This window comes from Paracoccus sp. (in: a-proteobacteria) (assembly GCF_035556475.1).
Classification (GTDB): Bacteria; Pseudomonadota; Alphaproteobacteria; order Rhodobacterales; family Rhodobacteraceae; genus Paracoccus.
The window spans coordinates 1-26,840 of the sequence record NZ_DATMFA010000018.1; the positions used below are offsets into that span (position 1 = coordinate 1).

The following is a 26,840-nucleotide window of genomic DNA, read 5'->3' on the forward strand; positions in this document are numbered from 1 at the left end:
CTAGGGTCCAGACTCATTGAGTTTCAGAGCCAGAACAAGACGGTTGCGGCTAGCAAGATCGCAGAGAAGAAGGTTTCCGGGCACCGGTCGTATCGGGTCGCGACGCGCCGCCAATCCTTCAGGCGGCCGAACATGATCTCAATGCGGTTGCGCCTTTTGTCGTATTTCACCGCCTTCTTGCGAGACTTCCGGCCCGGGATGCAGACCTTTATCCCCTTGTCTTTCAACGCCTCTCTGAAGCAATCGGCATCATAGCCCCTGTCGGCCAGCAGCCAACCCGCTTTCGGCAGGCTGCCCAACAGCGCCGCCGCGCCGGTGTAATCGCTGACTTGGCCGGCCGACATGAAGAACCCGATCGGGCGCCCCTTGGCATCGGCGACGGCGTGCAGCTTGGTGTTCATGCCGCCTTTGGTGCGCCCGATCTGGCGCCCGCGCCCCCCTTTTTCACGCACAGGCTCGACGCCGTGCGATGAGCCTTGAGATAGGTCGCGTCGATCATGATCGTCTTGTGTTCGGCGCTCTCGGCGGCCAGGCCGACCATGATCCGGGCGAAGACCCCGTTGTCGCTCCAGCGCTTCCAACGGTTGTAGAGGGTCTTGGCCGGGCCGTATTCCTTCGGCGCGTCGCACCACCGCAAGCCATTGCGATTGACGAAGATTATTCCACTCAGCACACGCCGGTCATCCACGCGCGGCTTGCCGTGGCTCTTGGGAAAGAAGGGCCTTAGCCGCTCCATCTGCGCCTCGCTCAGCCAGAAAAAATTGCCCATCGGTCAGTTCTCCTTGCGGAGCCTGAAACACGCCAAAGGCACGAAATCAATGGGTCTGGAGCCTAGCTCGACAATGCTCAAATTTTCCCATCATCTCATACGGAAAGCCAGCTAAGGGGTGAATCGTGTGCGCTGAACTTTCTTCTGAACAGCTAATGAAATGTTTGATCGGACTGAAAGGCCGAGCTGAAAGGCTCGAACCAGACCAAGTCATTGAATCATTCTCCTCCGTCGGCCCCCTACTGCCACTGATCTCCACAGAGGACCATCAGGTCATATTCGGCCGCCGAGGAACCGGGAAAACTCACGCACTTAGATATCTTTACGCCACTAAATCTGATGAAGGAGATTGCGCTATATTTGTCGATATGCGCAACTTAGGATCGGACAACTCAATTTACAATGATCACAACCTTGCAGTTACCGAAAGAGCAACACGACTACTCATAGACACCTTGGTATTCATACAAGATGGCATCTTGGATTTCGCCGTATCAAGCCCAAATGCAGATCTTGCAACATTAGAAAGCCCACTCGATAGACTTGGAGAGGCCGTTTCGCAAGTAAGAGTCTCCGGTGAAGTTAAGGTAAGCATCAAAGAAGCAAGGAGCGATACGTCAAGAAAAAAGCGCGGACTTTTTGCAAAGTTTGGCCTCGGAGGCAACTCTGCCGGAGGGGATTTCACTGCAGAGAAGCAGAATGCAACCGACTACACATCGGTCAAGGAAGTCACCGGAGCGGAGAGTATATCAATTCGCTTTCCCGAACTGAGTGCGTCATTGAGGGACGTAGTTAATATACTACCAGCGAAGCGATTTTGGATCATCTTGGATGAGTGGAGTTCGGTTCCACTGGAGCTACAGCCGTTCCTGGCAGACATGCTAAAGAGAGCGTTTTTTAATATTCCTCAAATTACAGTAAAGATTGGCGCGATTGAGCATCGAACAAAATTCCTCATTGAACCAAACTCGGATAACATCGTTGGCCTTGAGGTAACAGCCGATATTCGTAGTAACGTGAGGCTTGATGACTACCTACTTTTTGAGAACAACAACGATGCCAGTGTGAGCTTCTTCAAAGAGTTTTTATATCGTCATATTAAAAGCTACTGCAAAGAAAAGGGCCTTCCTGAACCCGAGGGTGCAGACGAAGTATATCGAAAATCCTTTAACCAAAAGACCTCCCTTGAAGAATTTGTAAAAGCAGCCGAGGGCGTTCCGCGAGATGCCTTGCATATAATATCAATATGCGCGCAGAAATCTTTAAGTGGCCTTATCGACATTCCGACGGTGCGCGCGGCGGCGCACCGGCATTATCAAGAGGATAAAAGCTCTCAAGTAGAGGGGAATGCGGTGCTTCGCGATTTACTGCAGTTCATTGTTGATACAGCCATCCGAAAAAAGAAGACCAACGCCTTCCTGCTCGAGGTTGGGGTGAAGGACCATAATATCGATCTCCTTTTTGATCGACGGATGATTCACATTCGTCAACGAAACGTTTCATCTCGAGATAATCCCGGCGCACGCTATGTTCACTACAAAATAGACTACGGCTGTTACGTTGATCTAATCGCGACACGCCAGATGCCACGTGAGCAGGATTTTTTTGGGGAAAAGACAATGGAGGAATTGGCGGAGGAGATAGAAGTGCCGATGGAGGATGATGCCCGTTCATACCGCCGATCCATTTTGGACCTAGAAGAGTTTTACGTTGCTAACACGGGGGAACACTCGCCTAATCCGGGCACTTAGATTCAGCCTCTAGGCTCTGCTTCACCGAACTATGACAGGGCGCGCACAGCGCCTGCCAGTTGTTCCAGTTCCAGAACAGGGCCTTGTCGCCCCGATGCGGCTTGATGTGGTCAACAAGGGTCGCGTTGGCCCCGCACATGGCGCAGCAGGGATGAAGGCGCAGGAACTCGGCCCGTGCCTTCTCCCATTCCCGCGTATAGCCGCGCTGGCGGCTGTTGGGGCGGGTGCGGTCATACCTGCGCTTGCGCTCTAGCTGGCGGGCTTCCTGACAGGCACAGAGAACGCCATGCGGCACGATAGCACCACAGGAACAGAGGCGCGGCGGCTTAGGCACTGTGACGCGCTTTCATGGCGTGCAAGGCGTGGCGGTCAAATTCGGGATCAAGGCCAGCATCAATGTTGGATTGGCGCTGTGCGGCATCCGATCGGCCCGCAGGGCTTGCCTTGGCATCGGCAGGCATCAGGCCGGGCGTCATCTTCACCAGCCGGTCAGTATGGGCGAGAAATGCCACCTCGATCTCGGCGGGCGATGCGTTCCAGACCTCAGAAGGCGACCAGCCAAGCCAGCCGGTCGCAAACTGATACAGCTTCTCGAAATACTCGCGCAGCGTCATTGGGGTGCCGCTGGCTCCGCCTTGGCTGGATGCTTCCTGAGCATCGTCATCGCCTGCTTTGATAAGGGCGGCCAGAAGATCAAGGCAAGCCGCCTGCGCCTGGAGAACGAAAGGCGCAAGCGGCTTGTCGGACAGGGACGCTATGACCAATTCGGCCCCTGCCTGATCCGTCGCGGTGGCGAGCAACACCTGACGGATTCCGGTATAGGATAGGCGCATGAGGCTATCCCATGCGCCGGGGATGCCGCCCGGCAGATTGTCCAGAGCGACAGCAGCCCGCAGGGACGCCCGGAGCGTCACGGCATGGTTGCCGTGGCGCAGGGTCGTCTCAAAGGCGGGCTGCAAGGGCATCAGGCGACCATTGCCAGCTTGCGGAAGGCGCTGGCGCGCACAACACCAGCACCAACACGGCGTCGAGCATGGTAACGCATCAGGCCGTTCACGCGCTGGCTATAGGGATCCGCAAACACGTCCAGCGCCAGCCGGTCATAGATGCGATAGCCACGCTTGAAGTCGCCAAAGATGATCGGCTGCGCATCCTCTTCAATGTCGGGCATATCGATAGCTTCCACGACAGGGCGGCCCAGAATGGTTTCCGGCTGACCTGCCTGATAGCTCGGCTGCCAGAGATAGTTGCCGTGACCGTCTTTCAGGGTGCGGATGGTGGCGAGGGTTTGGCCGTTCATCACCCACGTTCCGGCATTCCGGTAGGTCGCGGGCAGCGCATACATCAGCGCAATCAGCGCATCTGGCGACAGGTTTGCGACATGGCCGTTATCGTGGGTTGCAATGTCGGCGTTCGCCATGAAGCCCGAGGGTTCAATGGCAAGATTGCCGTTGACGAACGCAAGCGCCTCCTTCTGGCCGAAGTCCTCGGCCAATGCCAAGTTGACCTCAGAAAGCACGTTGGCACTGTCCTCGGCCAGTTGCAGCGACAGGTCAACATAGGTTGCGATTTCCTTGATCGCGATTTCGGCCTGATCGAAGGTAGGTTGACTGGCGGTGCGCGCAGCGGTTTCGCCCACCCAGGCCGCGTTGGTGATGCCCGTGCGATGCGGCAGGATCACATTGGCGCTGGCGGTGCTGCGCACATCGGCAATGCCACGAATGGGCGAGAACTCAATCAGATTGCGGATAAACTCGGCGCTGACTTCCTCGGGGGCCAGGACGTGGTTCGCGGTATCGCTGGCGGTGGTCAGCGCCTTTGCCTCGGTGCTGCCGGTGCGAAGGTATTCAACAAAGGATTTCTTCTCGTTCGTCTCGCCCTGCACGATAGCCGGTGCGCCGGGACGGTTCGCCTTGGCTTCCAGCTTGTCGAGGCGCGACAGGACGCCATTCAGGGCCTTGGCGTCGATCTGGGCCGCGTCATTGGCCGGGGTCTTGGTTTCGGCCTTCTGGGCCAGTTCTTCGTTTTCCATAAAAGTTTCCTCGTTAACGGGATGCGGGATGCCACCTTTGACGGATTGAATGCGCGCGTCCGGGTGGCACGGGACCGCGACAACAGAGATTTCATGCAGGGCAAGCGCCTTGATGGTGCGGCCCTTGGCGTGGCGGGTAGCGTCCTTGGTGATGAAACCAATGGACAGGCCAGACACAGCACCGGCCCGGATCATGGCGCGGACCTCGCGGGCGCGTTCCACATCATCGACCAGCAAGCGGCCTTTGACGTTCAACCCCTCGGGCGTTTCGGTGATGGAATCCCAAACGCCGATAACCTGCCCTTGGTCATGGGCGAACAACATGGGCAGCGCCTCGGGCTGGTCGAAAGCGCCTTTCTCGATCACATCGCCCACGCGGTCAGGGGTGCCGAACGGCCACGCGATGCCGGTGATTTCGCCCGCCTCGGTGGCGGTAAGCTGGGCCTTGATCTCGATACGGTCAGCCATCGGCCTGCACCTCATCTGCGCCCAGCCAGCGGGCGGCAAGGATCGCGGTCGCCAGCGGCAGCACCTCGGCCACCGGGCGGTTGCGGGCGTAGCTGTTGACCAGCCGGGCGGCTTCCTCGGGGTTGGTGCCTGCGCCGATCAGGCCAAGCCGGATCACCTCGGCCAGATCGGCCAGCTTGAAGGCATGGCCTAAGAGGCGCTGATACAAGGTGCCGATGCCTGCGCCGGTCGTGGCTTCCAGTTCCACAACAAGTTCATCGGTCAGTGTGAACGGGCGTTCCTGGTCGCCAAAGAACGCGGTGGCGGTGATGCTCATGCGTCGGCCTCTCGATCGGCAGATACCTGGGCAGGTGCGCCGCCCGAGGTGGTGAAGGGGTTGGCAAGCTCATTGCCGCCCGCCATCGGCGGCAGGTTCAGCCCGGCCCGAACCTCGTTCGGGGTCATGGCGCGCATGGCGACGTATTGCGAATAGGCGGTGGCCTGCGCCGCAAAATCCACGGTCATCAGGTCTTTCGTCTCGGCCTCGATATAGAGGGCGCGGCGATCTTCCGGCGACAGCAGGACGCGGGCATAAGCCGCCTGCCAACGCTTGAGCCAAGGCCGCAGGGTCAGGGTCAGGAATTGCTGGCCCATCTGTTCCGTATTGGACCAAGTGCCGCGCGACAGTTCAAACAGCATCGTCGGCGGGATGCGAAAGGCGCGGGCAATCTCGCGGATTTGCTCAACGCGGTTGTTATAGAACTCCGCATCCGTGTTGCTGGTGGCGACCGCGTAATACTTAGTGCCCCGGTCGAAGATTGCCGGGCGGCCAGCTTGTTCGCCGGTATGGCCTTCCTGAAACGCCTTGAGAGTGTTCAATGCTTCGTCAGGCTTCAACGGCTGATCGGTCGAGAGGTAGCCACCGGGACGCCCGGAACGGCTATACCAATTCGTAAGGTGCTGTTCCGCTGCCAGCGCAAGGCCAATGGCCTCCTTGGCATGGGTGATCGGGGAAACGCCGTCCAGCGTCGAGATATGCAGCACATCGGTATAGGATAGCACCCGGTCGCCGCCGCCTTTCAGGCGGATGCGATAGGACGGCTCGCCGTAATGGTCGGTTTCAACCGACATGGCGGCGGGGTCGATCCGGTGAAGTTCGAGGGGCTGGCCGATGCCGTTGCGCACCACCTCCGCGAAGCCTTGACCGCACAGCAGTGCATCGCGGGTCAGGTGTTCGCGCAGTTCCTCGGCGCTGGTCCAAGGGTTCGCCTCGCCGTGGATAAGCTCATAGGCCGGATGATCCTTCTGCGCCTCGCGCGTGTCGCGATCATGCAGCTTGAACGGCAGGTTGCCGCAAGCTTCCGAGATAAGACCGACAGCGGCGGCGACGGCAGGGACACGCAGGGCGGTGCTACTGGTGACGGTGACGCCGGATCGCACCGGAGCGCCAGCGAACAAGCTGTAAGCCTCAGGGCTGGTCAGCGTGAAGGCTTTGGATTCGGTGACGCCTTGCCCGAAGAACCGGGCAAGGCGCTGGGTGATACTGGACAACGTGATACTCGCAACAAATTATATGTAATAACATATCATATATCGCGAGTCTGACAAGTCAGTTGAGAATGATTTTCAACTTGATGTCACAACGCGTAGTTCGGAAGTGCGTCGATGACGCGGGCTTTTGCGATCAGCGACACGTCGCCGTAATCGTCGGATGCGGTTCGCCCGGCATGGCCCTGTATGCCGTCAACCACCCGAATATCTGCGCCGATGTCACGGGCCTGCGTCTTGAAGCGGTGACGCCATGCGTAGTTCGGCCAAACGCCATCTGGAACAAGGTTGCTATCTTGCAGCCATGTCCCGACTTGATTGGTCATCCTAACCGCCTTAGCTGCGAACTTCTCAGGCTCCTTCCCGTTGTGGAAAATCGGCCCGGCAGCGGCCTCTTCCACAAACTGAATAAAGCCCTCCGCGACAACCTGACTATGCAACGGCACATCGCGATAGTGCCCGACCTTCATCGTTCCGGCATCGGGCGTAATCCGCATCACCCAGCGCTCGCCCTCTTTGCGAACATACTCTTTCCGTAACTGCGTGATCTCGGAAACACGTGCGCCAGAGAAGGCGCAGAGGATCGGCACCCATCGTTTAGCGTTCACGGATTCCGGGGTTTCCCTGATCCGGCCAAACTGATCTGCCTTCGGCTGATAGGACCGGGACGCCTTCAACACCTTGACTGCCTCGGCGTCGGTATAGCCCGCCTCACGGCCCCGTTGCTTTCTTGGCTTGGGCTGCTTGACGGCGGCCGCAGGGTTATCCGGCAAGCGTTCATTGTCATGCGCCCATTTGAACAGGGACCGCACGGCGGACAGATACATATCCGATACGGTCTTGGCGGAAAGGCTGGTAAGTAACTCGTCTCGCCAGTCTAGCAGGTTCTTCTTGGTGACTTTGCGCGCGTCACTATGCCCCAGGAACTTTCGCAGGCTCTCTATGACCGGGCGCATTCGCTTCCCGCCGTCTTTCATAAAGCCCGCCGTGGTGCGAGCCTTGATGTAGTCGTTCCAGAGCTTAGCCAGATTTACTGGCTCGGGTTCATCCTCTGGCGGCTTGGCGTTCAACAGCAGCGGCGTTGACGGCTGGCCGGTGAAGTCGCCTTCGTCACGCTCCACAACGCGCGCCAGCGCCTCTAGCTCGGCGCTACAGAGTGCGCGGGCGATGACGCGCCACTCATCGGTGCCGGGCGCGGCATCTAGGTTGTCAGCGGCCCGGAAGCGTTCGATGCGCGGCCCCACTAGCTCGCCTAGCTGCCGATCAGAAAGCTTGCCTGCGATGCCCGCCCGCAGTTCTGCAACATACTGGTCGTTGACGCTCAGGGACGCATAGGCAGGGCTGCGGCGCGCCGCGTCATCCATAGCTAGGCTCTGATGATAGTGCGACAGGGCAATCTGATCAGGTGCGAGGGGGTAGCGCATCGGTGCCGCTGCAATATTGGCCGGTGCGGTCTTCCGCTCAGCCTGCGCGATCTCATGTTGGAGTGTCGCCACCGCACCCGGCAGATGCTTCATGGCGGTTCTGCGATCCGGCCCGAGGGGCGCGCGAAGCTCGGTCTTTCCGACGATCTTGCGCAGGTCTTTCGGCACCACCAGCCGGGCGAAGAATCGTCCATTTCGGTTCAAAAGATACTTCTGCGCACCAGCCATCACAGACCCATTTTGTAACAGTGTTTGTGACAGTAGAACGGACTAACCCCAGCAAAACAAGGCGTTTCCTGTAATTGCTGGGGTAAATCTGGTGGGCGATAACGGATTTGAACCGCTGACATCTTCGATGTGAACGAAGCGCTCTACCGCTGAGCTAATCGCCCGGTCCGCGCTGAATAGCGGCAGTCGGCTGCGCCTTCAAGGGGCATGGCGGAAAAAAGACGGGCAAGCTCAATCATATTTCGCCGAGGAGGTAACATCCCCCTTGCGACGTCTCAGCCGCAGGACGATGACCTCGGAGCCGGAGATATCCTTCTGCCGGTTGATCCGGGCCCGCCCAAGCGGCGGCAGCGCAAGCGTCTGCCCGGCGGCAATGGCATCCCCGAGTTCCGCAAGCGTGGCCTCGACAATATCCCTGATATCGGCGTTGCGCTGTCCGGTGCGCTGCGCGATCCGATTCAGGAACTGGCGTTTTTGCAGGACAGTCGCATTCGCCGGGTCCGAAGGGATCGCTCCCCGATGGCCCGACAAGGGTTCGGTCCTGTCTATCCGGCTGTTCCCTGTCATGAAACCTCCTGCACAGGTTGATGCAGCTACCGGGTAAAGGAAAACCGCGCGGATATGATCCGCGCGGTAGTACTGGTTCAATGCGCGACGGTGGCGCCACCGCTGCCCTGTTCGCGGGCGGCTGCAAGTCTGCTGGCCTCGGCCGCCTCTTCGGCGGCCTCGTCCCATTCGACGGGCTCGGGGGCCCGGACCAAGGCGTGTTTCAACACTTCACGCACATGGCTGACCGGGATGATCTTGAGCCCTTCCTTCACATTGGCCGGGATATCGGCCAGGTCCTTCTCGTTGTCGACCGGGATCAGCACGGTCTTGATGCCGCCCCGCAGCGCTGCCAACAGCTTCTCCTTGAGCCCGCCGATGGCCATCGCATTGCCGCGCAGCGAAACCTCGCCCGTCATTGCGATGTCCTTGCGGACCGGGATCTGCGTCAGGACCGAGACGATCGAGGTGACCATCGCCAGACCGGCCGAGGGGCCGTCCTTGGGCGTCGCCCCGTCCGGCACGTGGACGTGGATGTCGATGGCATCGAATTTCGGCGGCTTCACCCCGATCTGGGGCGCGATCGAGCGCACATAGCTCGCCGCCGCGTCAATCGATTCCTTCATCACGTCGCCCAGTTTCCCGGTCGTCTTCATGCGACCCTTGCCGGGCAGCTTCAGCGCCTCGATCTGCAACAGATCGCCACCAACCTGCGTCCAGGCAAGACCCGTCACCACGCCGATCTGGTCATCCTTCTCCGCCAGACCGTAGCGGTAGCGGCGGACACCCAGATATTCCTCGGCCTTGGCGGTATCGACCTCGATCGACTTGACCTTGCCCTTGAGGATCTCGGTCACGGCCTTGCGGGCCAGCTTGGCGATTTCGCGTTCCAGCGACCGCACGCCCGCTTCGCGGGTATAGTAGCGGATCACATGGGTCAGCGCCTCGTCAGTGACGGAGAATTCGCCCTTGCGCAGGCCGTTCGCCTTGATCTGCTTCGGCAGCAGGTGCTGGCGCGCGATCTCGCGCTTCTCGTCCTCGGTATAGCCGGACAGCGGAATGATCTCCATCCGGTCGAGCAGCGGCCCCGGCATGTTGTAGCTGTTGGCCGTGGTCACGAACATCACGTTCGACAGATCGTATTCCACTTCGAGATAGTGGTCCACGAAGGTCGCGTTCTGTTCCGGGTCAAGCACCTCCAGCATCGCCGAAGCCGGGTCGCCACGGAAGTCCTGACCCATCTTGTCGATCTCGTCGAGCAGGATGAGCGGGTTCGTGGTCTTAGCCTTTTTCAGCGCCTGGATGATCTTGCCCGGCATCGAGCCGATATAGGTCCGGCGGTGGCCGCGGATCTCGGATTCGTCACGCACGCCGCCAAGGCTGATGCGGATGAACTCGCGTCCCGTGGCACGCGCGACCGAACGGCCGAGCGAGGTCTTGCCGACGCCCGGAGGGCCGACGAGGCACAGGATCGGACCCTTCAGCTTGGCCGAACGGTTCTGCACCGCCAGATACTCGACGATCCGCTCCTTGACCTTTTCAAGGCCGAAGTGATCGGCGTCCAGCACTTCCTCGGCCTTGCCCAGATCCTTGCGGATGCGCGACTTCACGCCCCACGGCAGCGCCAGCAGCCAGTCGAGATAGTTGCGGCTGACCGTGGCCTCGGCCGACATCGGCGACATCGACTTCAGCTTCTTCAGCTCGGCCTCGGCCTTTTCGCGGGCCTCCTTGCTGAACTTGGTCGCAGCGATCTTCTCTTCCAGCTCGGTCAGCTCGTTCGAGCCGTCCTCGCCGTCGCCCAGCTCCTTCTGAATGGCCTTCATCTGCTCATTCAGATAGTATTCGCGCTGGGTCTTCTCCATCTGGGTCTTGACGCGGGACTTGATCTTCTTCTCGACCTGCAGCACGGACATCTCGCCCTGCATCAGGCCATAGACCTTCTCAAGCCGCTCGGCGGTGTTGAGCGTCTCCAGCAGTTCCTGCTTCTTGTCCAGCGCGATGCCAAGATGACCGCTGACCAGGTCGGCCAGGCGTGCAGGCTCACGCGCCTCGGCCACGGCCGAAACGACTTCCTCGGGGATGTTCTTGCGCACTTTCACATAGCGCTCGAACTCCTCGGCCACGGCGCGGGTCAGCGCGGTGCGGGTATCCTCGTCGCCCTCCACCTCTGCCAGAGGCTCGGCGGTGGCTTCGAAATAATTCTCGTTCGCGATGAAATCGCGGATCCGCACGCGCTCACGACCCTCGACCAGCACCTTCACGGTGCCATCGGGAAGCTTCAGAAGCTGGAGGACGTTCGCCAGAACGCCCGTGCGGAAAATTCCGTCGGCAGCGGGTTCGTCGACCGCTGCGTCCTTTTGTGCGGCAAGCAGGATCGGTCGATCCTGTTCCATCACTGCCTCGAGCGCCCGCACGGATTTCTCGCGCCCCACGAACAGCGGCACGATCATGTGCGGGAACACCACGATGTCCCGCAAGGGCAGGACAGGATGGTTAACTTGGGCGAATTCGTTCATGGAATCAGTCCTTTCTCGCCAAGAGGCGCGGCCCCGGGATCGGCAGCACATGCCCCCTGCTTCACGACAAGATAGGAAGAGCGCGGATCAGGTTCAATGGTTCATTGGTTCCCGCTCTGTTCCCCTGGGCGCAGCAAAGGAAAGGGCCCCCGTGAATCCGGGAGCCCGCATGTAGATATGCCCTGACGAAGGGGCCGATCTGGCAATTGTCAGGTATAATCGCGGAAGAATTCGTTCACTCTCTTGTCCGCTTCTTCCTTGGTCCAGCCATAGCGTTCCTGAAGCTTACCGGTCAGCTGATCCTTGCGGCCGTCAATCTCGGTCAGTTCGTCATCGGTGAGGTCACCCCACTTCTCCTTGACCGAACCCTTAACCTGATTCCACTTGCCTTCGATGATGTCCCAGTTCATGGCACTCTCCTTCGTAGATCTTTGCGGTTACGGCGGGAAAACGGGCAGATCCGGGCCAAGGTTGCACATTGTCACGCAGTCGTGAGCCGGGACAGCTAAATTGCCATCGACAAGCGATGCCGCGACCGGAGGTTTTAACCAGAATTTGCACAAACGACGTAAACCCTGCGCGAAATTGCGCCGGAACCGGCAGCCTGCAAAGCAGCATCCCGGTTTCGACTTGCAAACCAATAGCAAGTCTGCACGCTGCGTCGGAAAAGCCCTGCCTCTGACAATTGATTGATCAGGACCAATGAATGCGCGAATTGATTCTTATCCGCACGCATTTCTTTTGCGAAGCGACGGAGAGGTTCTACGACTTCCTCAAGCGGACGTCGGGCCGTGACGTTGCCATCGTTTGCGACGAAACCAACGGAATTGTCGATGTCGGCGCGGGAAAGGTGAAAATCTCCATCACGGCCGACTTCATGCAGAAACTCGGGCTGCATGTCCCAAGTCGTTTTGGCTGGCTCTGCGGTGATTATTTCCTCTATGCAGGATCCCAACTTCTTTCGGGCTATGATAGATATTGGATGATCGAATCCGATGTGCGCATGAATTTCGAAAATGCCTCGGAATTCTTCGATGCTTTTTCGGAGGACGCGAGCGACCTTCTTGCCTTCCACATGTATAAATCCTCGGGCACCTGGTATTGGCACAGCCCGATGTCATATTTCACTAAAGACGTTTATGCCTGCCTCTTCCCGGTAGTCGCGATCTCGAAGAAAGCAGTCGATTTCGCCTTTGCCGAAAGGCTGAAGATGTCCTCGAACTTCGACAGCATCGTCCCGAAGGACGAGAAGCGCAGATGGCCGAATGATGAGTCCTTCCTCATCTCGACGCTGATGCAAAATGGCTTCTCGACCAAATCCCTGAACTCTCCGAAGCGGGCCTTCACCAACAAGGATACATTCGGGGTCGGGTTGCCAAAATCCGACGCACAGCTGCACACGCAGAACCCGGACGGAATGATCTATCATCCGGTCCAAGCAGGCGAGCGGTTTGTAAACAAGGCGAACAGCTGGCTGACCAGCTACATCAATCGAAAAGCGACAAAGGAAAAGCTGCAGCAGCTTTTCGATGACGCTTTCCTCGAAGGAATGCGACTGGAATCGTCCGAGGACGAGTTCAGGCAGTTCGAGGACCGATTGGCAACCGCGATAGAGCGCGCTGCGGCTTGAAAATAGGCCGCCGTTCAGGACGGCGGCCTTATCATCATTTCAGATGGGCGAATTTGCGCCCCAATGCCATTCCGCCGTCTGGCCGCAGCAGAACCGTCCCGTTATTCAGATATGCTTCCGACAGAAGCAGGCTCGAAATCTGGAACTCGGGATTGTCGCCAATCTCCCGTTCTCCCGAGAACCACAGGAAGGACGCGTCCCTGTATTCATCAAGGAAGCGCTGCCCCGCGAGCAAGGCAGCCCGGCTGGGCGAATTCTTGGCGCCCACGCTGGTCAGCGCGAGATAGGTCGGCTCCGGCGCACCCTGGAAGGTTTTCGCCCGCAGGCTCAACGCCTGATCGACGAACTCCTTGGGGGTATATCGCCCGTCTGCGGCGGCTTGCTGCAAAAACGCCTGCGCTGGAGAGGCGAGCCGGTTGAAGTGGAAATCACCGTTTGCGGCCGGAGTATCGTCTATCAACTCCGTGGGGAATGCCGACTTGAGTTCCTCACGATTGGACAGGCAGGCCCGGGCTTCAGCCTGTTTCAACATTTCATCCACCGGAACATTCAGCAGGACCGGCGAATCCTGCGGATTTTCACAAGTGCTGAACCAGTCGAGGAACTTCCAGTTCCACGTTTCCGTGCTCTGGCCGGAAATCCACAGATAGGGCTTCCCGAGTGCGGCGGCAAAAATGAGGCCATGCAGGCTCTGCGACAGAACGATTTCGGAATCCGCGATCTGTTTGAGCGGAAGAAGCGTGTCGTCCATCATGTCGACAAAGCAGAATTCATCGCTGTTACGGATGTTGTCCCATCTCGCGCTTTTATAGGCGCTATGATGAGGCACGATGGCCGCCTTGAATTTCGGCTTCGCAGAGGGTGAGATCAACTCCTCGACCAGAATACCCGGATCACCCAGCGGCACATCCGGGACCGAATACCCGAGAGAGCTGAGATATTCGACTGTCTTTTTCCCGCGCAAGGCATAGATCTTTTTCGGATCGATCTGCGGAATGCTCGCCTTGGGGCTGAGGGTGCCGGATCCCCAGATATGGGACCGGCTGTTCGCCATGAAAAATATACTGCCGATCGGAAGGAGATGATCGTCACCGGGGGGGGAAACCCTTCCGGTGATTCCAAAGCTGTTTTCCAGTATATAGCTGGTTATGGCGTCGCCGCAGTTCCGTATGACATTGTAATACCGAAAAGGCACTGTCCGGGTCGGCTTGTTTTTTCTCACAATGCTATCGACATAGCTTTCTGCCGATTTGCCAAAACTATTGTCCTGCATATCATTCCTTGGCGTATTGTTGGAAAAATTGACCAATCTATCTGCCGGAGTGGGTCGGCACCGTATCACAAGCAGCGGCTGCTACGAGAGTCAAGCAAGCAGGGACTTTCGCTGCCAATCCCAGCGGTCAGATGCCGAAGATGACAGCGTCGTCGCCATGAACGACAATATGGCCAGCAGGAATGGGAAAGGTGGGCCAGAATATGGGAAGAGATATTCCGCGGGGGTCAGGCCAGATCGCCTAACCTGATGTTTTTGCGTTGGTACCCGAGGTCGGACTCGAACCGACATGCCTTGCGGCGGCGGATTTTGAATCCGCTGCGTCTACCATTCCGCCACTCGGGCCTGCCCACCCCGACTAAGGGGCATTTGAGGCATTTGCAAGGGCCGGAATCAGGCCCGGCCAAGCTTCTTCAGCCGAGCCTCGCGCAGGCGGGCGAAATCGTCGCCCGCATGGTAGGAGGAGCGGGTCAGCGGGGTGGCCGAAACCATCAGGAACCCCTTGCCGAAGGCCGCCTTCTCATAGCCTGCGAACTCTTCCGGCGTGACGAAGCGGTCGACGCGGTGATGCTTGGAGGTCGGCTGCAGATACTGGCCGATGGTCATGAAGTCGATATCGGCGGCGCGCATGTCGTCCATGACTTGCAGGACCGACTGACGATCCTCGCCCAGCCCGACCATGATGCCCGACTTGGTGAACATCGCGGGGTCGAGTTCCTTGACCTTCTGCAACAGCCGCAGCGAGTGGAAGTAGCGCGCACCGGGCCGGACCTCCGGGTAAAGACCGGGCACGGTTTCAAGGTTGTGGTTAAACACGTCGGGCCGCGCCTCGACCACCATCTCGAGCGCGCCGGGCTTCGACTTGAGGAAATCCGGGGTCAGCACTTCGATCGTCGAGGAGGGCGAGCGGTGGCGGATCGCACGGATGGTCTGGGCGAAATGCTCGGCCCCGCCATCATCCAGATCGTCGCGGTCGACCGAGGTGATGACCACATGCTTCAGGCCGAGTTTCTGGACGGCATGGGCCACCCTGCCCGGCTCGAACACATCAAGCGCGTTGGGTTTGCCCGTCGCCACGTTGCAGAAGGTGCAGCCGCGGGTGCAGATCTCGCCCATGATCATCATGGTGGCGTGGCCCTGGCTCCAGCATTCGCCGACATTGGGGCAGCCCGCCTCCTCGCAGACGGTCGAGAGGCGGTTCTCGCGCATGATGTCGCGGGTCTGCTTGTAACCCTCCGAGGTCGGGGCCTTGACGCGGATCCACGAGGGTTTCTTTGGCTGGGCCTGATCGGGCCTGTGGGCCTTTTCGGGGTGGCGCTGGTCGGGCATCCGGAGATCGCGCAAGGTCTGGTCCTTTCGGTCGCGGTTCCCGCAGAGATAGCCCCTCATGCCGGCGAACGCAACGCCGCGCCGGGCGCGGGATGATCCGCGCCCGGGCAAGTGATCGTCACTTCGTGCTACGCGCCCTCTTGCGGGCCTGACGCGCCCACATGTTCAACCCCTCGACAAGGGCCGAGAAGGCCATAGCGGCATAGACATAGCCCTTGGGAACATGGACGGCGAAGCCCTCGGCGATCAGCGTCGTCCCGATCAGCAGCAGGAAGGCCAGCGCCAGCATCACGATGGTCGGGTTGCGCTCGATGAATTTTGCGAGCGGAGTTGCGGCCAGCAACATGACCGTGACGGCCGTGACGACGGCGATGACCATGATCTGGATATGCGGGGTCATGCCCACCGCCGTGATGATGCTGTCGATCGAAAAGACAAGGTCGAGGATCAGGATCTGCACGATCACCGCGCCAAAGGTCGAGACGGCGACACCGACCATGGTGTCCTCGTGATCCTCGGGATCGACGTGATGATGGATCTCCTTCGTCGCCTTCCAGACAAGGAACAGGCCGCCCGCGATCAGGATCAGGTCCTTCCACGACAACTCGTTGCCGAGCAGGGTGAAAACCGGTTCCGTAAGCCGCACGATCCAGGCGACCGTGGCAAGCAGGCCGAGGCGCAGGATCAGCGCCAGTCCGATCCCGATGCGCCGGGCGCGTTCGCGCTGATGCTCGGGCAGTTTATTGGTCAGGATGGAAATGAAGATCAGGTTGTCGATCCCCAGAACCACTTCCATCACGATGAGCGTGGCAAGAGCAACCCAGGCTGCCGGGTTCTGGGCAAGGGCAAGTAGGGTATCCATAGGTCCTTCCGAAAGAATACATATGCAGGCCTAGTTGGTTACTGTAGCAACCTCCTGCAAGCGCGCTCAGCCGATCAGAGGAAGGCCGGTCCCATAAGCCTCGCGATAGTGGCGCTCAAGCCGCATCAGGGCGAGGCGCAGGACGATCTTGCCCGACCGTGCCGACCAGCCAAGCCGCCGCTCCGTCATCTCGATCCCCTCGAGAAAGCAGCAGACCCGCAGGCACATATCTCCCATGCCCGGCCCCAGCTCGCGCAGGGCCTCGGCAACGCGGCGACGGGCGCTTTCCGAGCCGCCGCCAAAACCGGCGGCGCTGCGGCTGATGTCGATGCCCGCCGTCAGAAACCTGTCCCAGTTCTGCGCCAGTCGCGGCCCCATCTGGGCGAGCTCGAAATCCTCGCGCAACCGCTCGCCGGCGGCCACCAGTTCGGGCGAGAGGAAGGGCCTGCCATCCGCCTCGCGCCGCCGCGCCAGCACGAGAAGCGGGCTTTCGGCGATGTTCACCCGCGTCCGGCGGCGCCTGCCATCCTCGGGATCCGGCAATTCACGCTCTTCCCAGACGCGATGCGCCTCGGCCGGATCGAAACGCGCCGCGTCCTCGGCACAACCGCCCGCAGCTTCCGCGGCGACACGCTCCGAAAGCAGGAAATCGGGCCGTTGCGGCAGCACCCCCGAGGGGCCGGCGGCGATCAGCCCGCGCAGCACCTCGCGCCCCTGGGACGAGATCACATAGCGGCTGACCCTGCCCTGCCCGACCATCTGCACCCATTCGCGCAGCGCCATATGCTCGGCCAGTTCCCGGTCGAGGATCGCGGTACGGATGTCGTCTCGGACGACGATCGCCTTCTCCATCCCCGGCGCCACGACCAGTTGCGCCGCCGGCTCGGCCAGACGGCGCAGAATCCGGGCCACCTGCCTGATGCCCTGCCTGCCGATCGTGCGGGCGCCCGCTGCCTGCCCTGCGCTGCTCCCTCCCTGCGACGCGACCCGCTCGATCGCCTGGTCGACCAGCGGATCGTCCCGTCGCGCCTCGAACCGGCGGATCCGGCGCAGGATGGTCGAGGCATGGCACCCCAGTTCGCGCGCAATGGCCCGGATGCTCTCTCCCCCTTCCACATGCCGCAGATAAAGGCCGAGGTCGCTGGCATCCGGGGGCGACGAATGATCCGCAGACACGTCCGGCCCGCCCGAGGGAGCATCGGCCGGCATCGCATCCAGGTTCAGGTCACCCGTTTGAAAAGTCATGATTATTCCTTCGCTTTCCTGAAGACGGGCCGGCAGCAGGCCCGGCCGGGCGTTATGGGGTAGGTCTCGGCAAGCGGCTCGGCGGCCGAGATGGTCAATTGTTTGCTAACAAATCCTAAAGATTTCTTGCCGCGGCGCGCGCAGCTCACGCCATCCGCGCAACACAATCATAGGTTGAACATGATCTGACGGATCCTGACTTAGCGAGGCGCGACATGACCATGATGCCGAACGTGATCCAATTTCAGCTAAAGCCGCTCAAGCCCGAACTGCGCCGCCCTCGCCTGCTTGCGATGGCCGCGCGGGCGGGGCTTTCCGGCTATCGGCGCGGACGCGAGTTGCGCCGCATCCTCGGATGCGACGATCTGCCCTCGTCCGAGGTGATCGTCTCAAGCCTGAGACATAAGGAAGCCGCCCTCGACATCGCCCGGCGGGAGGCGTGGGCCGATTACGACCTGCAACGCCATGTCCTTCTGCTGGTCGCGATCCTTGCGGAAACCCGTCTTGCGCAGTCCTCTCCGGCTATTTTCCCCGGAAAAGCGAGCCCAGCACGCCCCTGACCAATGCCTGCCCGGTCTTGGTGCCAAGCTGCCGGGCAAGGCTCTTGCCGAAGGCCGAGGCGATGGTATCGCGGTTGGACGCCCGCGCGCGTGGCCGCGTCTCGGCAGGAATTTCGATCGCGGGATCATAGCGGCGGCCGCGACTTGGCGCGGGCTCCATCTTCCACAGGTCAGCGTCGGCTTTTGAATCCGCTGCGTTTACGGCCTGGGCTGCAGCATCGGCACGCTGCTTCAGCATCTCGGCCGCCGATTCCCGGTCCAGCGTCTCGCCATATTTCGCAGCCATCGGCGATGCGGCCATGATCGCGGCGCGCTCTTCGTCGGGAATGGGGCCAAGCTGGCTCAGCGGCGGGCGGACCAGCGTGCGCTGAACCATCCCCGGCACGCCCTTGGCCTCCAGAAGCGAGGTCACCGCCTCGCCCGTCCCGACCTGCTGGATGGCGTCGGCGGTGGCGAAAGCCGGGTTCGGACGATAATTCTCGGCCGCGAGCCGCAGCGCCTTCTGATCCTTTGCGGTAAAGGCGCGCAGGGCATGCTGGACCCGGTTGCCAAGCTGCCCCAGCACCGAGTCAGGCAGGTCCGCCGGATTCTGGCTGATGAACCAAAGGCTCACCCCCTTCGAGCGGATCAGCCGCGCCACCTGCTCGATCTTGGCCACCAGTGCATCCGGCGCATCGTCGAAGAGCAGATGCGCCTCGTCGAAGAAGAAGGCCATCTTCGGCTTATCGGGATCCCCCACCTCGGGCAGCTGCTCGAACAGCTCGGACATGAGCCATAGCAGGAAGGTCGCGTAAAGGCGCGGCGCATTCATCAGCTTCTCGGCCGACAGGATGTTGACCATCCCCTGGCCCTTCTCGTCCAGCCGCATCATGTCCGCGAGTTCCAGCGCCGGTTCTCCGAACAGAAGGTTGCCGCCCTCGTTCTCCAGAACCATCAGCGCGCGCTGGATCGCGCCCACCGAAGCGGTCGAGACATTGCCGTATTTCAGGCTCAGATCCTTGGCATTCTGCCCAACCCAGACCAGCATGGCCTGAAGATCCTTCAGGTCCAGCAGCGCAAGCCCTTCCTCGTCCGCCACCCGGAAGGCGATGTTCAGCACCCCTTCCTGAGCGTCGGTCAGCCCCATCAGACGCGAGAGCAGCAGCGGCCCCATCTCCGCCGGGGTCGTTCGCACGGGATGCCCACGCACGCCCCAGATATCCCAGAAGGTGACGGGAAATGCCTGGTAGTCGAGCGTAATGCCGATTTGCGCGGCCCGCTTCTCGAACGACTCGGCCAGCTTGGGATCGGCTCCGCCCGATTTCGCGATGCCGGCAAGATCACCCTTCACATCGGCCATGAATACCGGAACCCCCGCCTGCGAGAAGGATTCGGCGATGGTCTGCAAGGTGACGGTCTTTCCGGTTCCCGTCGCGCCGGCGATCAGGCCGTGGCGATTGGCATATTTCAGCAGCAGATTCTGCGCCTCGCCATAACCCTCGCCGCCCCCGCCAATAAACACGGTGCCTGCTTCGACATTGACGATCTGTGCCATGTTTTCCCTCGGTCCGGCAAAATTCTGCGGGTCAGCAAAAAGCAGAATACAAGCGAAACCTTTTTGTGCCAGTGTAGTTATATCGGGTGCCGGGATTCATCCCTCGCCCGGTTTTCCTCCCTGTTGGACTGCCGCGCCTTCAAGGCGCGGTCTTTTTTTGTCCGGCTTGATTGAGTGTAAAATGCCGCTTTCCACCCATCCGCGAAAGCTGGCTCAAGCGTCAAAAAGCTGACTAATAGGACAGTTGACCGTGCTGCCGGGCTCCTCTAGCTTTCCGCACAATGAAGACCGGCCAGTCCGGCAGGGAAGGAAAGAATGGGAACCCGGGGCATGTCCAAGTGCTTCGGGTTTCTTGCTTTTTTCACAACCTGAACGGGTTTTCGCTGCCCCGCATCCTATCCCTCCGGCGGCCCCGGATGGAACACAAAGTTGACAGATCCACCGGTAAAGTCGCCTGACAAGGTCGGGCCTGCGTGCTAGGACCAACGCGACAACTTGGACCAAAGGAAGGGAACCATGGCCAACAGGACGTCCGCGGCGCTGATTGCCGCCATCTTCGCCATTGCCGGCACCGCCGGCGGCGCGATGGCGCAGACTTCCGAATCGCCCGCCGCAGCCCCCGCCGCCGAAGCGCCTGCGCCTGCCGCGGCCCCGACGGCCGCAGCCCCCGCAACTCCCGCGGCGCCCGCAGCCGGCGAAACCGGTGCCGCGCCCACGGAGGCCGAGGCCCAGGTCGGCCAGCCCTATGCCAAGTCGACCCATGGCGACTGGTCGCTGCGCTGCATGAAGACCGAGCAGGGCAATGACCCTTGCGAGCTTTACCAGCTCCTCAAGGACCAGAACGGCGCCGCCGTGGCCGAAACCTCGGTCCTCCCGATGCAGGGCGAAGTGCAGGCCGTCATCACCTTCGTCGCCCCGCTCGAGACCGATCTGCAGGCCGGTCTCGGGTTGCAGGTCGATTCGGGCAAGGCCGCGCGCTATCCCTTCATGCTCTGCGCCCCGGTCGGCTGCATCTCGCGGATCGGTCTCGCCGAAGCCGAGCTTGGCCCGATGAAGCGCGGCAACACGGCCACCGTCTCGCTGCTACCCTTCGGCGCGCCGAAGGAACAGCTGGTCAAGCTGTCGCTCTCGCTCAAGGGCTTCACCTCGGGCCTCGACGCGCTGGCCGCGGCGAACAAAGACGCAGCACCCGCACCTGCCCCCGCGGCGGCTCCCGCAGCGGCACCCGCCGCCGACGCGACCCCGGCGCCCAAGCCCTGAGATCGAAAAAGGGGCGCCCCTCAAGGCGCCCCGTAATCCATCGAAGATCGAGGCCGGGATTTCCCGGCCTCTTCTCATTCCACCGGCAATGCGACGAAGCGCGGCTCGCCCTGGCGGCGCACCATCAGCAGGATCGACTTCCGGCCTGCCTCGCGCGCCTCGGTGATACGCCCTTCCAGATCCTCGAGCGTGGCGACCGGGCGCTGGCCAGCCTCGGTGATGATGTCCCCGGCACTCAGGCCCTTGTCTGCGGCGGCACCTTCCGGCTCGACCGACTGCACCACCAGACCCTTCGCGTCGGACGCGGTGCCCAGTTCGGCCGCCAGTTCCGAGGTCAGCGGAACCAGCGACATGCCCATCACCGTCGAAGGATCCTGCTTTTTTTCACCTTCCGTCGCCTTGGTCTCTCCGCCTTCCGCCAGTTCGCGGCGGCCGAGGGTGATCTGCAGATCGACCGGCTTGCCGTCGCGCTGAACGGTTACGTCCACGGCCTCGCCGACCGGCGCATCGGCCACCCGGCGCACCAGATCGCGCGGATCCTTGATGTCGCTGCCGGCAAAGCTTGTGATCACGTCCCCGGCCTTCATGCCGGCATCGAGGGCGGGACCGGTCGGCACATCGGTGACCATCGCACCCTTGGCTTCCTTCAGCCCCAGCGATTCGGCGATGTCATCCGTCACCGGCTGGATCTTCACGCCGAGCCAGCCGCGCCGCGTCTCGCCGAATTCCTCAAGTTGGCCCACGACCTTGCTGACGACATTCGACGCCATCGAGAATCCGATCCCGATCGAGCCGCCATTCGGCGACAGGATCGCCGTGTTCACCCCGATGACTTCGCCGTCCATGTTGAACAGCGGACCGCCCGAGTTGCCGCGGTTGATCGCCGCATCGGTCTGGATGAAGTCGTCATAAGTCCCCGAAAGCGCACGGTTGCGAGCCGAAACAATCCCGGTCGAGGCCGAGAAGCCCTGCCCCAGCGGGTTCCCCAGCGCCAGCACCCAGTCTCCGACCCGCGCCTTGTCGCTGTCGCCGAACTTGACGAAGGGCAAGGGCTGGTCGCTCTCGACCTTCAGGACGGCGATATCGGTCTTTTCATCCTTGCCGATGACCTTCGCGGGCAGCGTCTTGCCCGAGAAAAACTCGACTTCGATCTCGTCGGCGCCCTCGATCACGTGGTTGTTCGTGACGATCAGCCCCTCGGCCGAGACGACGAAGCCCGAGCCAAGGGCGTTCGAACGCTGCTCCTCGTTGCGGCCAAAGGGATTGCCGCCTCCCGGCCCCTGCGGGAAACCGGGAAAGCCGAACTCGCGGAAAAGGTCGCTGAACGGGCTGCCCTCGGGCAGTTGCGGGCCGCCGGCGATCGGGCTCGAGACGGTCGCGGTCGTGGTGATGTTCACCACCGCAGGGCTCACCTGCTCCACGAGATCCGCGAAGGTCTCGGGCATGACCTGTTCCTTGCGCGCCCGGCTCTCGGGTGCGGTCAAGGGTTGGTTGTCATTCGCTGCCGCCTGCGCCTCCTTCGGCGCCGTGGCCTGCTGGGCGATCGCCGGCGACAGGGCCATGAGAAGTGCCAATCCCGAGGCAGTCAGGAAATGGCGGGGTGAGAGGTTTTTCATCTGAAAGGTCTCCTACGGTGCCGTGCGGCCGGCGGTCGCCTCGGCAATATGCTCACTTTCAAGGGGATTTTCGGCCCCGTTGCAAATGAACCACGCTCGCAAAGAATGAACTGATCGTGACTTGCGCAAAAGGGTCTGATCCATGTCTGGACGCACACGGTTCCGCGATCTGCCGCGGCCCGGATATTGAAACTCCGCTCGGTCAGAAATGGCAAGGGACCGGCTGCAAATAGCAGACGGCCCCCGGTCGATACATGGCGCAGACCCTCGCCCTTGCTCTGCGCCTTGTCGTTCGGTCCGGTCGCGATCCTTCTGGATTTCTAGCCGCCCGACCAATCCTCACCGCTTCCGTTCATTCTCCCGACGCAAGACGGTGGCCGTTCTTCATCGTTTCAAAAATACCCATTCTTCACTTGTGACCAGAACCGGGCTCCCTGCTCGACAGGCCCTCGGCGAAATTTCGTTCCAATCGGCAATACCTGGACATATACTCTATATCTGGTAGCGCGCGATCTGATTGCTACAAATTGCACGCGGCGGGATCGCTTTTCAACGAAATTATTTCACCCGCTGGCGGGATTGAAAGTTGACAGGGCAGGATTTCGCACGCCGCGCCGGATTCGCGGTCAGGACTGGCTCTCCGGCGTCAGGATCCCGCCGTCGGTGACCAGCAGATCCAGCGCCTCGTCGGTGGCCTCAGCGGGAATCGGGTCGACTTCCTGGCTGGCATAGGCAAAGCCGATGGCCATGATCTTCCCCTCGGCGCGCAGCTTTTGCAGCGTCCGGTCATAGAAGCCGCCGCCATAGCCGAGCCGGTGCCCGCGCCGGTCAAATCCCGCCAGGGGGACGATCAGCACCTCGGGCGTCACTTCGGGACACTCGGCGGGCGGGTGACTGGTGCCGAAGCCCCCGCCTTCCAGCCGGCCGTCATAGCGGCGGAAGACCAGCGGACGCGCCGGACCGGTCACCACCGGCAGGCAAACCGGGCCTTGATGCGCGGACATGGCGGGGCGCGGGTCGGCCTCGTCCCGCATCGGCCAGTAGCCGGCCAGCACACGGCCGGCGAATGGCTCCAGCGCCCGGATCAGGTTGCGGGTCAACGCCTCGTCATCCCCGCCGGCAGTGCGCGCCGCCAGCGCCTGACGCCGCAGCGCGGCCTTCAGACCAATATCCACGACGCCAGCCCCAGAAATGCGAAAAAGCCCATCATGTCGGTCATGGTCGTGACGAAGGTGCCCGAGGCAAGCGCCGGATCCAGTCCCAGCTTGCTGAGGCCAAGGGGCACCAGCACCCCTCCCATCGCCGCAACGATCTGGTTGGCGATCATCGCCATCCCCAGCACCATGCCGATCTGCATGTTCCCGAGGATGACGGTCCCGGCCAGCGTCAGCAGGATGGCGAGGCCCAGCCCGTTCAGCATCCCCGCCATCAGCTCGCGCAGGATGACGCGGCGCGCATTCGCGCTCGTCAACTCGCGCGTGGCCAGCGCCCTGACGGCAACGGCCAGCGACTGCGTCCCGGCAATCCCCCCGGTCGAGGCGACGATCGGCATCAGCGCGGCAAGGATCACCAGATGGGCCAGCGTGTCCTCGAAACGCGAGATGACCAGCGCCGAGAGCGACGCGGTGAACAGGTTGATCACCAGCCAGGGCAGGCGCTGGCGCGCGGTCTCGACAGGGCCGTCCGAGACGTGGCTCTCGTCCGAGACGCGGGCCATGCGCAGGAAATCCTCCTCGTGTTCCTCGTCCAGAACCGACATGGCGTCGTCGATGGTGATGACCCCGACCAGCCGGTCATGGTCATCGACGACCGGGGCGGAGATCAGGTGATACTTGTTGAAGGCATAGGCGACGTCGCCCTCATCCTCCCGCGCCGAGATCGTGCGGAAGCTGTCCTCGGTAATCTCGCGCAGCGGCGTATGGCGGCGCGAGGCCAGCAGCTTGCCAAGCGTCACATAGCCGATCGGGTGGCGACGCGGATCGACCAGAATGACGTGATAGAACTGATCGGGTAGCCAATCCTCCTGCCGCACGAAATCAATCGCCTCGCCCACCGTCCAATGCTCGGGGGCGGTCACGACCTCGGATTGCATGAGGCGGCCGGCGGAATGCTCGGGATAGGTCAGCGATTGCTCGACGGCGGCGCGGTCCGGCTCGTCCAACGCGTCAAGGATGACCTGCCGCTCCGGCGCCTCCATGTCCTCGATCAGGTCGACGACATCGTCGCTGTCCATCTCGCGCACGGCCTCGGCCAGCACCTCGCGCGGCAGCTGCTCGATCACCTCCTCGCGGATGGAATCGTCGATCTCCGACAGGATCTCGCCGTCGATCTCGCCCGAATAGAGATCGAGGAACCGCCGCCGCCGCTGGGGCGCGAGCCCCTCGATCAGGTCGGCGATATCGGCCGCGTGGACATGCTCCAGCAGGGCGTCCAGCGCCGCCCCGTCGCCCTCGTCGATGGCGCGGTTGATCGCCTCAAGCTCGGCCTGGCTCAGCTGGAACTCGTCTTCGGAGGCGTCGTTCTCGGCTTCGCGCGGCTCGGTCATGACTGGCTCCTCTTGCGGGGGTCGGCGCTGCTCGGCAGCTTAATCGGTGCGCCCTGTGGCCTCAATCGACGCGCGCGTCAACCTGCAAGAAGTTCGAGCGCCTCGGCATGGAGTTCGGGCGAGCCGGCGGCGATGATGCGGCCGCCGTTCCGGGCCGGTCCGCCGGTCCAGTCGGTGACCACCCCGCCCGCGGCCTCGATCACCGCGATGGGCGCCACGATGTCATAGGATTGCAGCCCGGCCTCGATCACCAGATCGACATGCCCAGCCGCCAGCAGCGCATAGGCATAGCAGTCCAGCCCGTATCGCGTCAGCCGCGCACGATCGGCGACCCGGCGGAAGGCCGTCAGTTCCTCGATGCTGCCAACCTCGGGATAGGTGCTCATCAGCGTCGCCTCGGAGAGAGCCACCCCATGACGCACGCGCAACTCGGTCACGCTGTCGCGGCCGGTCAGGCGGGCATGACCCAGCCCACCCTCGAAACGCTCGCCCAGATGCGGCTGGTCGACGATGCCATAGATGACGCCCCGCCCGTCGGTGACGCCGATCAGGACGCCCCAGCTCGGGGCGCCGGACATGAAGGCGCGCGTCCCGTCGATCGGGTCCAGCACCCAGGTCAGCCCGCTGCTGCCGGGACTGGTGCCGTATTCCTCGCCAAGGATTGCGTCATCGGGCCGCTCGGCAGCCAGGATCGCGCGCATCGCGCGCTCGCTCGCACGGTCGGCATCGGTGACCGGATCGAAGCCCTTCTGGGCCTTGTTCTGCGGATGGAGATCGGGGCTGCGGAACAATCGCAGCGTCTCGATCCGCGCGGCATCGGCCAGTCTGTGCGCCGTCGCCACGATCTGGTCGGCGACATCAGCCGAAATTCCGGCCGCGATCCGTTCCGGTCGCGTTCCCTGATCCTGTCCCATGGCCATCCTCGACTAGATCCTGCATCAATGCAGGATTAGCCGGGAGCCTTTGAAGAGGAAACCCGTCTCGTCGAGTTCAGGCGGCGTCGGAAAGGACCCGCGCAAGCTCGAAGATCTGGCGGCGCTGCGCCTCGGGCATCGCATAATAGGCGCGGACCAGTTGCAGCGCTTCCTTGTCGGCCAGGATGTCCCCCTCGACAGCGCTCTGCAGATTGGCGTCCTCGATCCCCTCGAAGAAGAAGCTGACAGGCACTTCCACGGCCTGGGCAATGTCCCACAGCCGCGAGGCAGAGACCCGGTTCATCCCGGTCTCGTACTTCTGGATCTGCTGAAACTTGATGCCCACCTTCTCGGCCAGCTGCTGCTGGGTCATTCCGATCATCCAGCGGCGATGACGGATGCGCTTTCCGACATGGACATCGACATTATGCTTCATGGTAACACCTCACTCAATCTATACGGGCGCTACAGTATGGGGCTGCAATTTTCGAGTGGCAAAGTCCTGACCTTTGGAAAATTTTAACTGTCCCTCGGGTCGGGTCGTCAAGATCGAAATTTGCGCCTTGATGCGGCACCTTAGCGATGTATGACAGGGAGAAATCGGCCTGAATACCGGAAAATGACAGGGTTGTCCGAAAAGGCATGTCCGCGCCTTCCGGGCGAGTGGCCCCGCCGGAGGCGGTCCGGGGATCTCGGCCGGCGCGCTGCATTCCGCATCTCGCGTCGCCCTTTGTCGTCCCGCGTGAAAAACGGGTCAAAACCGCGGCATTCCACCCCATGAACATTGAAAAAACGCGAGAACTCGCCAATA

24 protein-coding genes and 2 tRNA genes are annotated in these 26,840 nt (G+C 61.6%); 4 read left to right on the plus strand and 22 right to left on the minus strand.

The annotated features are described in order from the left end of the window. Positions 1-23 precede the first annotated feature (23 nt). Positions 24-769, minus strand: a protein-coding gene (locus tag VNQ78_RS02170; protein ID WP_325686120.1) for an IS5 family transposase whose coding sequence is annotated in 2 segments (ribosomal slippage) — positions 24-445 and positions 445-769 — 747 coding nt in all. Because the reading frame shifts where the segments join, the coding sequence is not laid out codon by codon here. 125 nt (positions 770-894) lie between these two features. Here VNQ78_RS02170 and VNQ78_RS02175 point away from each other — a divergent pair. Then, on the plus strand, positions 895-2,520 hold the full coding sequence (locus VNQ78_RS02175; RefSeq protein ID WP_325686122.1) for a hypothetical protein: 1,626 nt from the start codon (positions 895-897) through the stop codon (positions 2,518-2,520). Here VNQ78_RS02175 and VNQ78_RS02180 read toward each other — a convergent pair. From VNQ78_RS02180 to VNQ78_RS02225, 10 genes are all read right to left on the minus strand, one after another. Next, positions 2,504-2,659, minus strand: a complete 156-nt coding sequence (locus VNQ78_RS02180; protein WP_325686180.1) for an HNH endonuclease — start codon at positions 2,657-2,659, stop codon at positions 2,504-2,506. The two genes, VNQ78_RS02175 and VNQ78_RS02180, sit on opposite strands and share 17 nt — an antisense overlap. Before the next feature lie 187 nt (positions 2,660-2,846). Next, a complete protein-coding gene (locus tag VNQ78_RS02185; RefSeq protein ID WP_325686124.1) occupies positions 2,847-3,485 on the minus strand; it encodes a hypothetical protein in 639 nt (212 codons plus the stop codon). Continuing rightward, the gene (locus VNQ78_RS02190) at positions 3,485-5,020 is read right to left on the minus strand and encodes a phage major capsid protein (protein ID WP_325686125.1); all 1,536 of its coding nucleotides are present in this window, start codon (positions 5,018-5,020) and stop codon (positions 3,485-3,487) included. The genes VNQ78_RS02185 and VNQ78_RS02190 overlap by 1 nt, the downstream gene beginning before the upstream one ends. Next, positions 5,013-5,336 carry a gene transfer agent family protein gene (locus VNQ78_RS02195; RefSeq protein ID WP_325686126.1) on the minus strand — a complete coding sequence of 108 codons (324 nt, stop codon included), beginning with the start codon at positions 5,334-5,336 and terminating at the stop codon, positions 5,013-5,015. Before VNQ78_RS02195 ends, VNQ78_RS02190 begins: the two co-directional genes overlap by 8 nt. After that, on the minus strand, positions 5,333-6,550 hold the full coding sequence (locus tag VNQ78_RS02200) for a phage portal protein (RefSeq protein ID WP_325686128.1): 1,218 nt from the start codon (positions 6,548-6,550) through the stop codon (positions 5,333-5,335). Before VNQ78_RS02200 ends, VNQ78_RS02195 begins: the two co-directional genes overlap by 4 nt. Before the next feature lie 86 nt (positions 6,551-6,636). Continuing rightward, the gene (locus VNQ78_RS02205) at positions 6,637-8,199 is read right to left on the minus strand and encodes a DUF6538 domain-containing protein (protein ID WP_325686130.1); all 1,563 of its coding nucleotides are present in this window, start codon (positions 8,197-8,199) and stop codon (positions 6,637-6,639) included. An 89-nt stretch (positions 8,200-8,288) separates the two neighbouring features. Beyond that, positions 8,289-8,363: transfer RNA gene (locus tag VNQ78_RS02210), tRNA-Val, on the minus strand. A 67-nt stretch (positions 8,364-8,430) separates the two neighbouring features. Next, positions 8,431-8,766 carry an HU family DNA-binding protein gene (locus VNQ78_RS02215; protein WP_325686132.1) on the minus strand — a complete coding sequence of 112 codons (336 nt, stop codon included), beginning with the start codon at positions 8,764-8,766 and terminating at the stop codon, positions 8,431-8,433. Positions 8,767-8,843: 77 nt separating this feature from the next. Then, entirely contained in the window at positions 8,844-11,261 is a 2,418-nt protein-coding gene (gene lon, locus VNQ78_RS02220; RefSeq protein ID WP_325686134.1) for an endopeptidase La, read from the minus strand. Positions 11,262-11,470: 209 nt separating this feature from the next. Next, positions 11,471-11,671 carry a CsbD family protein gene (locus VNQ78_RS02225; RefSeq protein ID WP_325686136.1) on the minus strand — a complete coding sequence of 67 codons (201 nt, stop codon included), beginning with the start codon at positions 11,669-11,671 and terminating at the stop codon, positions 11,471-11,473. A 296-nt stretch (positions 11,672-11,967) separates the two neighbouring features. Here VNQ78_RS02225 and VNQ78_RS02230 point away from each other — a divergent pair, with 296 nt between their 5' ends. Continuing rightward, entirely contained in the window at positions 11,968-12,891 is a 924-nt protein-coding gene (locus tag VNQ78_RS02230) for a hypothetical protein (protein ID WP_325686138.1), read from the plus strand. Positions 12,892-12,925: 34 nt separating this feature from the next. On the opposite strand, the gene VNQ78_RS02235 is transcribed toward VNQ78_RS02230, so the two are convergent. From VNQ78_RS02235 to VNQ78_RS02255, 5 genes are all read right to left on the minus strand, one after another. Further along, entirely contained in the window at positions 12,926-14,164 is a 1,239-nt protein-coding gene (locus VNQ78_RS02235) for a polysaccharide pyruvyl transferase family protein (protein WP_325686140.1), read from the minus strand. Positions 14,165-14,425: 261 nt separating this feature from the next. Continuing rightward, a tRNA-Leu gene (locus VNQ78_RS02240) sits at positions 14,426-14,509 on the minus strand. A gap of 48 nt (positions 14,510-14,557) precedes the next feature. Then, positions 14,558-15,553: a lipoyl synthase gene (lipA, locus tag VNQ78_RS02245; RefSeq protein WP_325686142.1), complete on the minus strand. Its 996-nt coding sequence runs from the start codon at positions 15,551-15,553 to the stop codon at positions 14,558-14,560. A 58-nt stretch (positions 15,554-15,611) separates the two neighbouring features. Next, complete coding sequence (locus VNQ78_RS02250) at positions 15,612-16,355, minus strand: TerC family protein (protein ID WP_325686144.1); 744 nt, start codon at positions 16,353-16,355, stop codon at positions 15,612-15,614. A 66-nt stretch (positions 16,356-16,421) separates the two neighbouring features. After that, on the minus strand, positions 16,422-17,606 hold the full coding sequence (locus VNQ78_RS02255) for a DUF6456 domain-containing protein (RefSeq protein WP_325686182.1): 1,185 nt from the start codon (positions 17,604-17,606) through the stop codon (positions 16,422-16,424). Between the two features lie 218 nt (positions 17,607-17,824). Here VNQ78_RS02255 and VNQ78_RS02260 point away from each other — a divergent pair, with 218 nt between their 5' ends. Continuing rightward, on the plus strand, positions 17,825-18,160 hold the full coding sequence (locus VNQ78_RS02260; RefSeq protein ID WP_325686184.1) for a DUF6477 family protein: 336 nt from the start codon (positions 17,825-17,827) through the stop codon (positions 18,158-18,160). On the opposite strand, the gene VNQ78_RS02265 is transcribed toward VNQ78_RS02260, so the two are convergent. Further along, positions 18,123-19,694: a helicase HerA-like domain-containing protein gene (locus VNQ78_RS02265; RefSeq protein WP_325686146.1), complete on the minus strand. Its 1,572-nt coding sequence runs from the start codon at positions 19,692-19,694 to the stop codon at positions 18,123-18,125. The two genes, VNQ78_RS02260 and VNQ78_RS02265, sit on opposite strands and share 38 nt — an antisense overlap. A gap of 516 nt (positions 19,695-20,210) precedes the next feature. Between VNQ78_RS02265 and VNQ78_RS02270 the strand changes: the two genes are divergently transcribed. Further along, entirely contained in the window at positions 20,211-20,954 is a 744-nt protein-coding gene (locus VNQ78_RS02270) for an invasion associated locus B family protein (protein ID WP_325686148.1), read from the plus strand. 74 nt (positions 20,955-21,028) lie between these two features. Here VNQ78_RS02270 and VNQ78_RS02275 read toward each other — a convergent pair whose 3' ends face one another. The 5 genes from VNQ78_RS02275 to VNQ78_RS02295 all read right to left on the minus strand — a co-directional run bounded on the left by VNQ78_RS02275 (position 21,029) and on the right by VNQ78_RS02295 (position 26,465). Further along, positions 21,029-22,570: a Do family serine endopeptidase gene (locus tag VNQ78_RS02275; RefSeq protein ID WP_325686150.1), complete on the minus strand. Its 1,542-nt coding sequence runs from the start codon at positions 22,568-22,570 to the stop codon at positions 21,029-21,031. Positions 22,571-23,196: 626 nt separating this feature from the next. After that, the gene (locus tag VNQ78_RS02280) at positions 23,197-23,745 is read right to left on the minus strand and encodes a 5-formyltetrahydrofolate cyclo-ligase (RefSeq protein ID WP_325686153.1); all 549 of its coding nucleotides are present in this window, start codon (positions 23,743-23,745) and stop codon (positions 23,197-23,199) included. Next, on the minus strand, positions 23,730-25,115 hold the full coding sequence (gene mgtE, locus VNQ78_RS02285; protein WP_325686155.1) for a magnesium transporter: 1,386 nt from the start codon (positions 25,113-25,115) through the stop codon (positions 23,730-23,732). Before mgtE ends, VNQ78_RS02280 begins: the two co-directional genes overlap by 16 nt. A gap of 77 nt (positions 25,116-25,192) precedes the next feature. After that, entirely contained in the window at positions 25,193-26,029 is an 837-nt protein-coding gene (locus VNQ78_RS02290) for an inositol monophosphatase family protein (protein ID WP_325686157.1), read from the minus strand. Between the two features lie 76 nt (positions 26,030-26,105). Beyond that, positions 26,106-26,465 (minus strand): helix-turn-helix transcriptional regulator, encoded by a 360-nt coding sequence (locus VNQ78_RS02295; protein ID WP_325686159.1) that lies wholly within the window; start codon positions 26,463-26,465, stop codon positions 26,106-26,108. Positions 26,466-26,840 lie beyond the last annotated feature (375 nt).

What these genes read in the sequence shown, in the direction of transcription:
- VNQ78_RS02180 (WP_325686180.1), bottom strand. Translation starts at nt 2,659, where the DNA reads ATGTGCGGGGCCAACGCGACCCTTGTTGACCACATCAAGCCGCATCGG.
- VNQ78_RS02185 (WP_325686124.1), bottom strand. Translation starts at nt 3,485, where the DNA reads ATGCCCTTGCAGCCCGCCTTTGAGACGACCCTGCGCCACGGCAACCAT.
- VNQ78_RS02190 (WP_325686125.1), bottom strand. Translation starts at nt 5,020, where the DNA reads ATGGCTGACCGTATCGAGATCAAGGCCCAGCTTACCGCCACCGAGGCG.
- VNQ78_RS02195 (WP_325686126.1), bottom strand. Translation starts at nt 5,336, where the DNA reads ATGAGCATCACCGCCACCGCGTTCTTTGGCGACCAGGAACGCCCGTTC.
- VNQ78_RS02205 (WP_325686130.1), bottom strand. Translation starts at nt 8,199, where the DNA reads ATGGCTGGTGCGCAGAAGTATCTTTTGAACCGAAATGGACGATTCTTC.
- VNQ78_RS02215 (WP_325686132.1), bottom strand. Translation starts at nt 8,766, where the DNA reads ATGACAGGGAACAGCCGGATAGACAGGACCGAACCCTTGTCGGGCCAT.
- lon (WP_325686134.1), bottom strand. Translation starts at nt 11,261, where the DNA reads ATGAACGAATTCGCCCAAGTTAACCATCCTGTCCTGCCCTTGCGGGAC.
- VNQ78_RS02225 (WP_325686136.1), bottom strand. Translation starts at nt 11,671, where the DNA reads ATGAACTGGGACATCATCGAAGGCAAGTGGAATCAGGTTAAGGGTTCG.
- VNQ78_RS02230 (WP_325686138.1), top strand. Translation starts at nt 11,968, where the DNA reads ATGCGCGAATTGATTCTTATCCGCACGCATTTCTTTTGCGAAGCGACG.
- VNQ78_RS02235 (WP_325686140.1), bottom strand. Translation starts at nt 14,164, where the DNA reads ATGCAGGACAATAGTTTTGGCAAATCGGCAGAAAGCTATGTCGATAGC.
- lipA (WP_325686142.1), bottom strand. Translation starts at nt 15,553, where the DNA reads ATGAGGGGCTATCTCTGCGGGAACCGCGACCGAAAGGACCAGACCTTG.
- VNQ78_RS02250 (WP_325686144.1), bottom strand. Translation starts at nt 16,355, where the DNA reads ATGGATACCCTACTTGCCCTTGCCCAGAACCCGGCAGCCTGGGTTGCT.
- VNQ78_RS02260 (WP_325686184.1), top strand. Translation starts at nt 17,825, where the DNA reads ATGCCGAACGTGATCCAATTTCAGCTAAAGCCGCTCAAGCCCGAACTG.
- VNQ78_RS02265 (WP_325686146.1), bottom strand. Translation starts at nt 19,694, where the DNA reads ATGGCACAGATCGTCAATGTCGAAGCAGGCACCGTGTTTATTGGCGGG.
- VNQ78_RS02270 (WP_325686148.1), top strand. Translation starts at nt 20,211, where the DNA reads ATGGCCAACAGGACGTCCGCGGCGCTGATTGCCGCCATCTTCGCCATT.
- VNQ78_RS02275 (WP_325686150.1), bottom strand. Translation starts at nt 22,570, where the DNA reads ATGAAAAACCTCTCACCCCGCCATTTCCTGACTGCCTCGGGATTGGCA.
- mgtE (WP_325686155.1), bottom strand. Translation starts at nt 25,115, where the DNA reads ATGACCGAGCCGCGCGAAGCCGAGAACGACGCCTCCGAAGACGAGTTC.
- VNQ78_RS02290 (WP_325686157.1), bottom strand. Translation starts at nt 26,029, where the DNA reads ATGGGACAGGATCAGGGAACGCGACCGGAACGGATCGCGGCCGGAATT.
- VNQ78_RS02295 (WP_325686159.1), bottom strand. Translation starts at nt 26,465, where the DNA reads ATGAAGCATAATGTCGATGTCCATGTCGGAAAGCGCATCCGTCATCGC.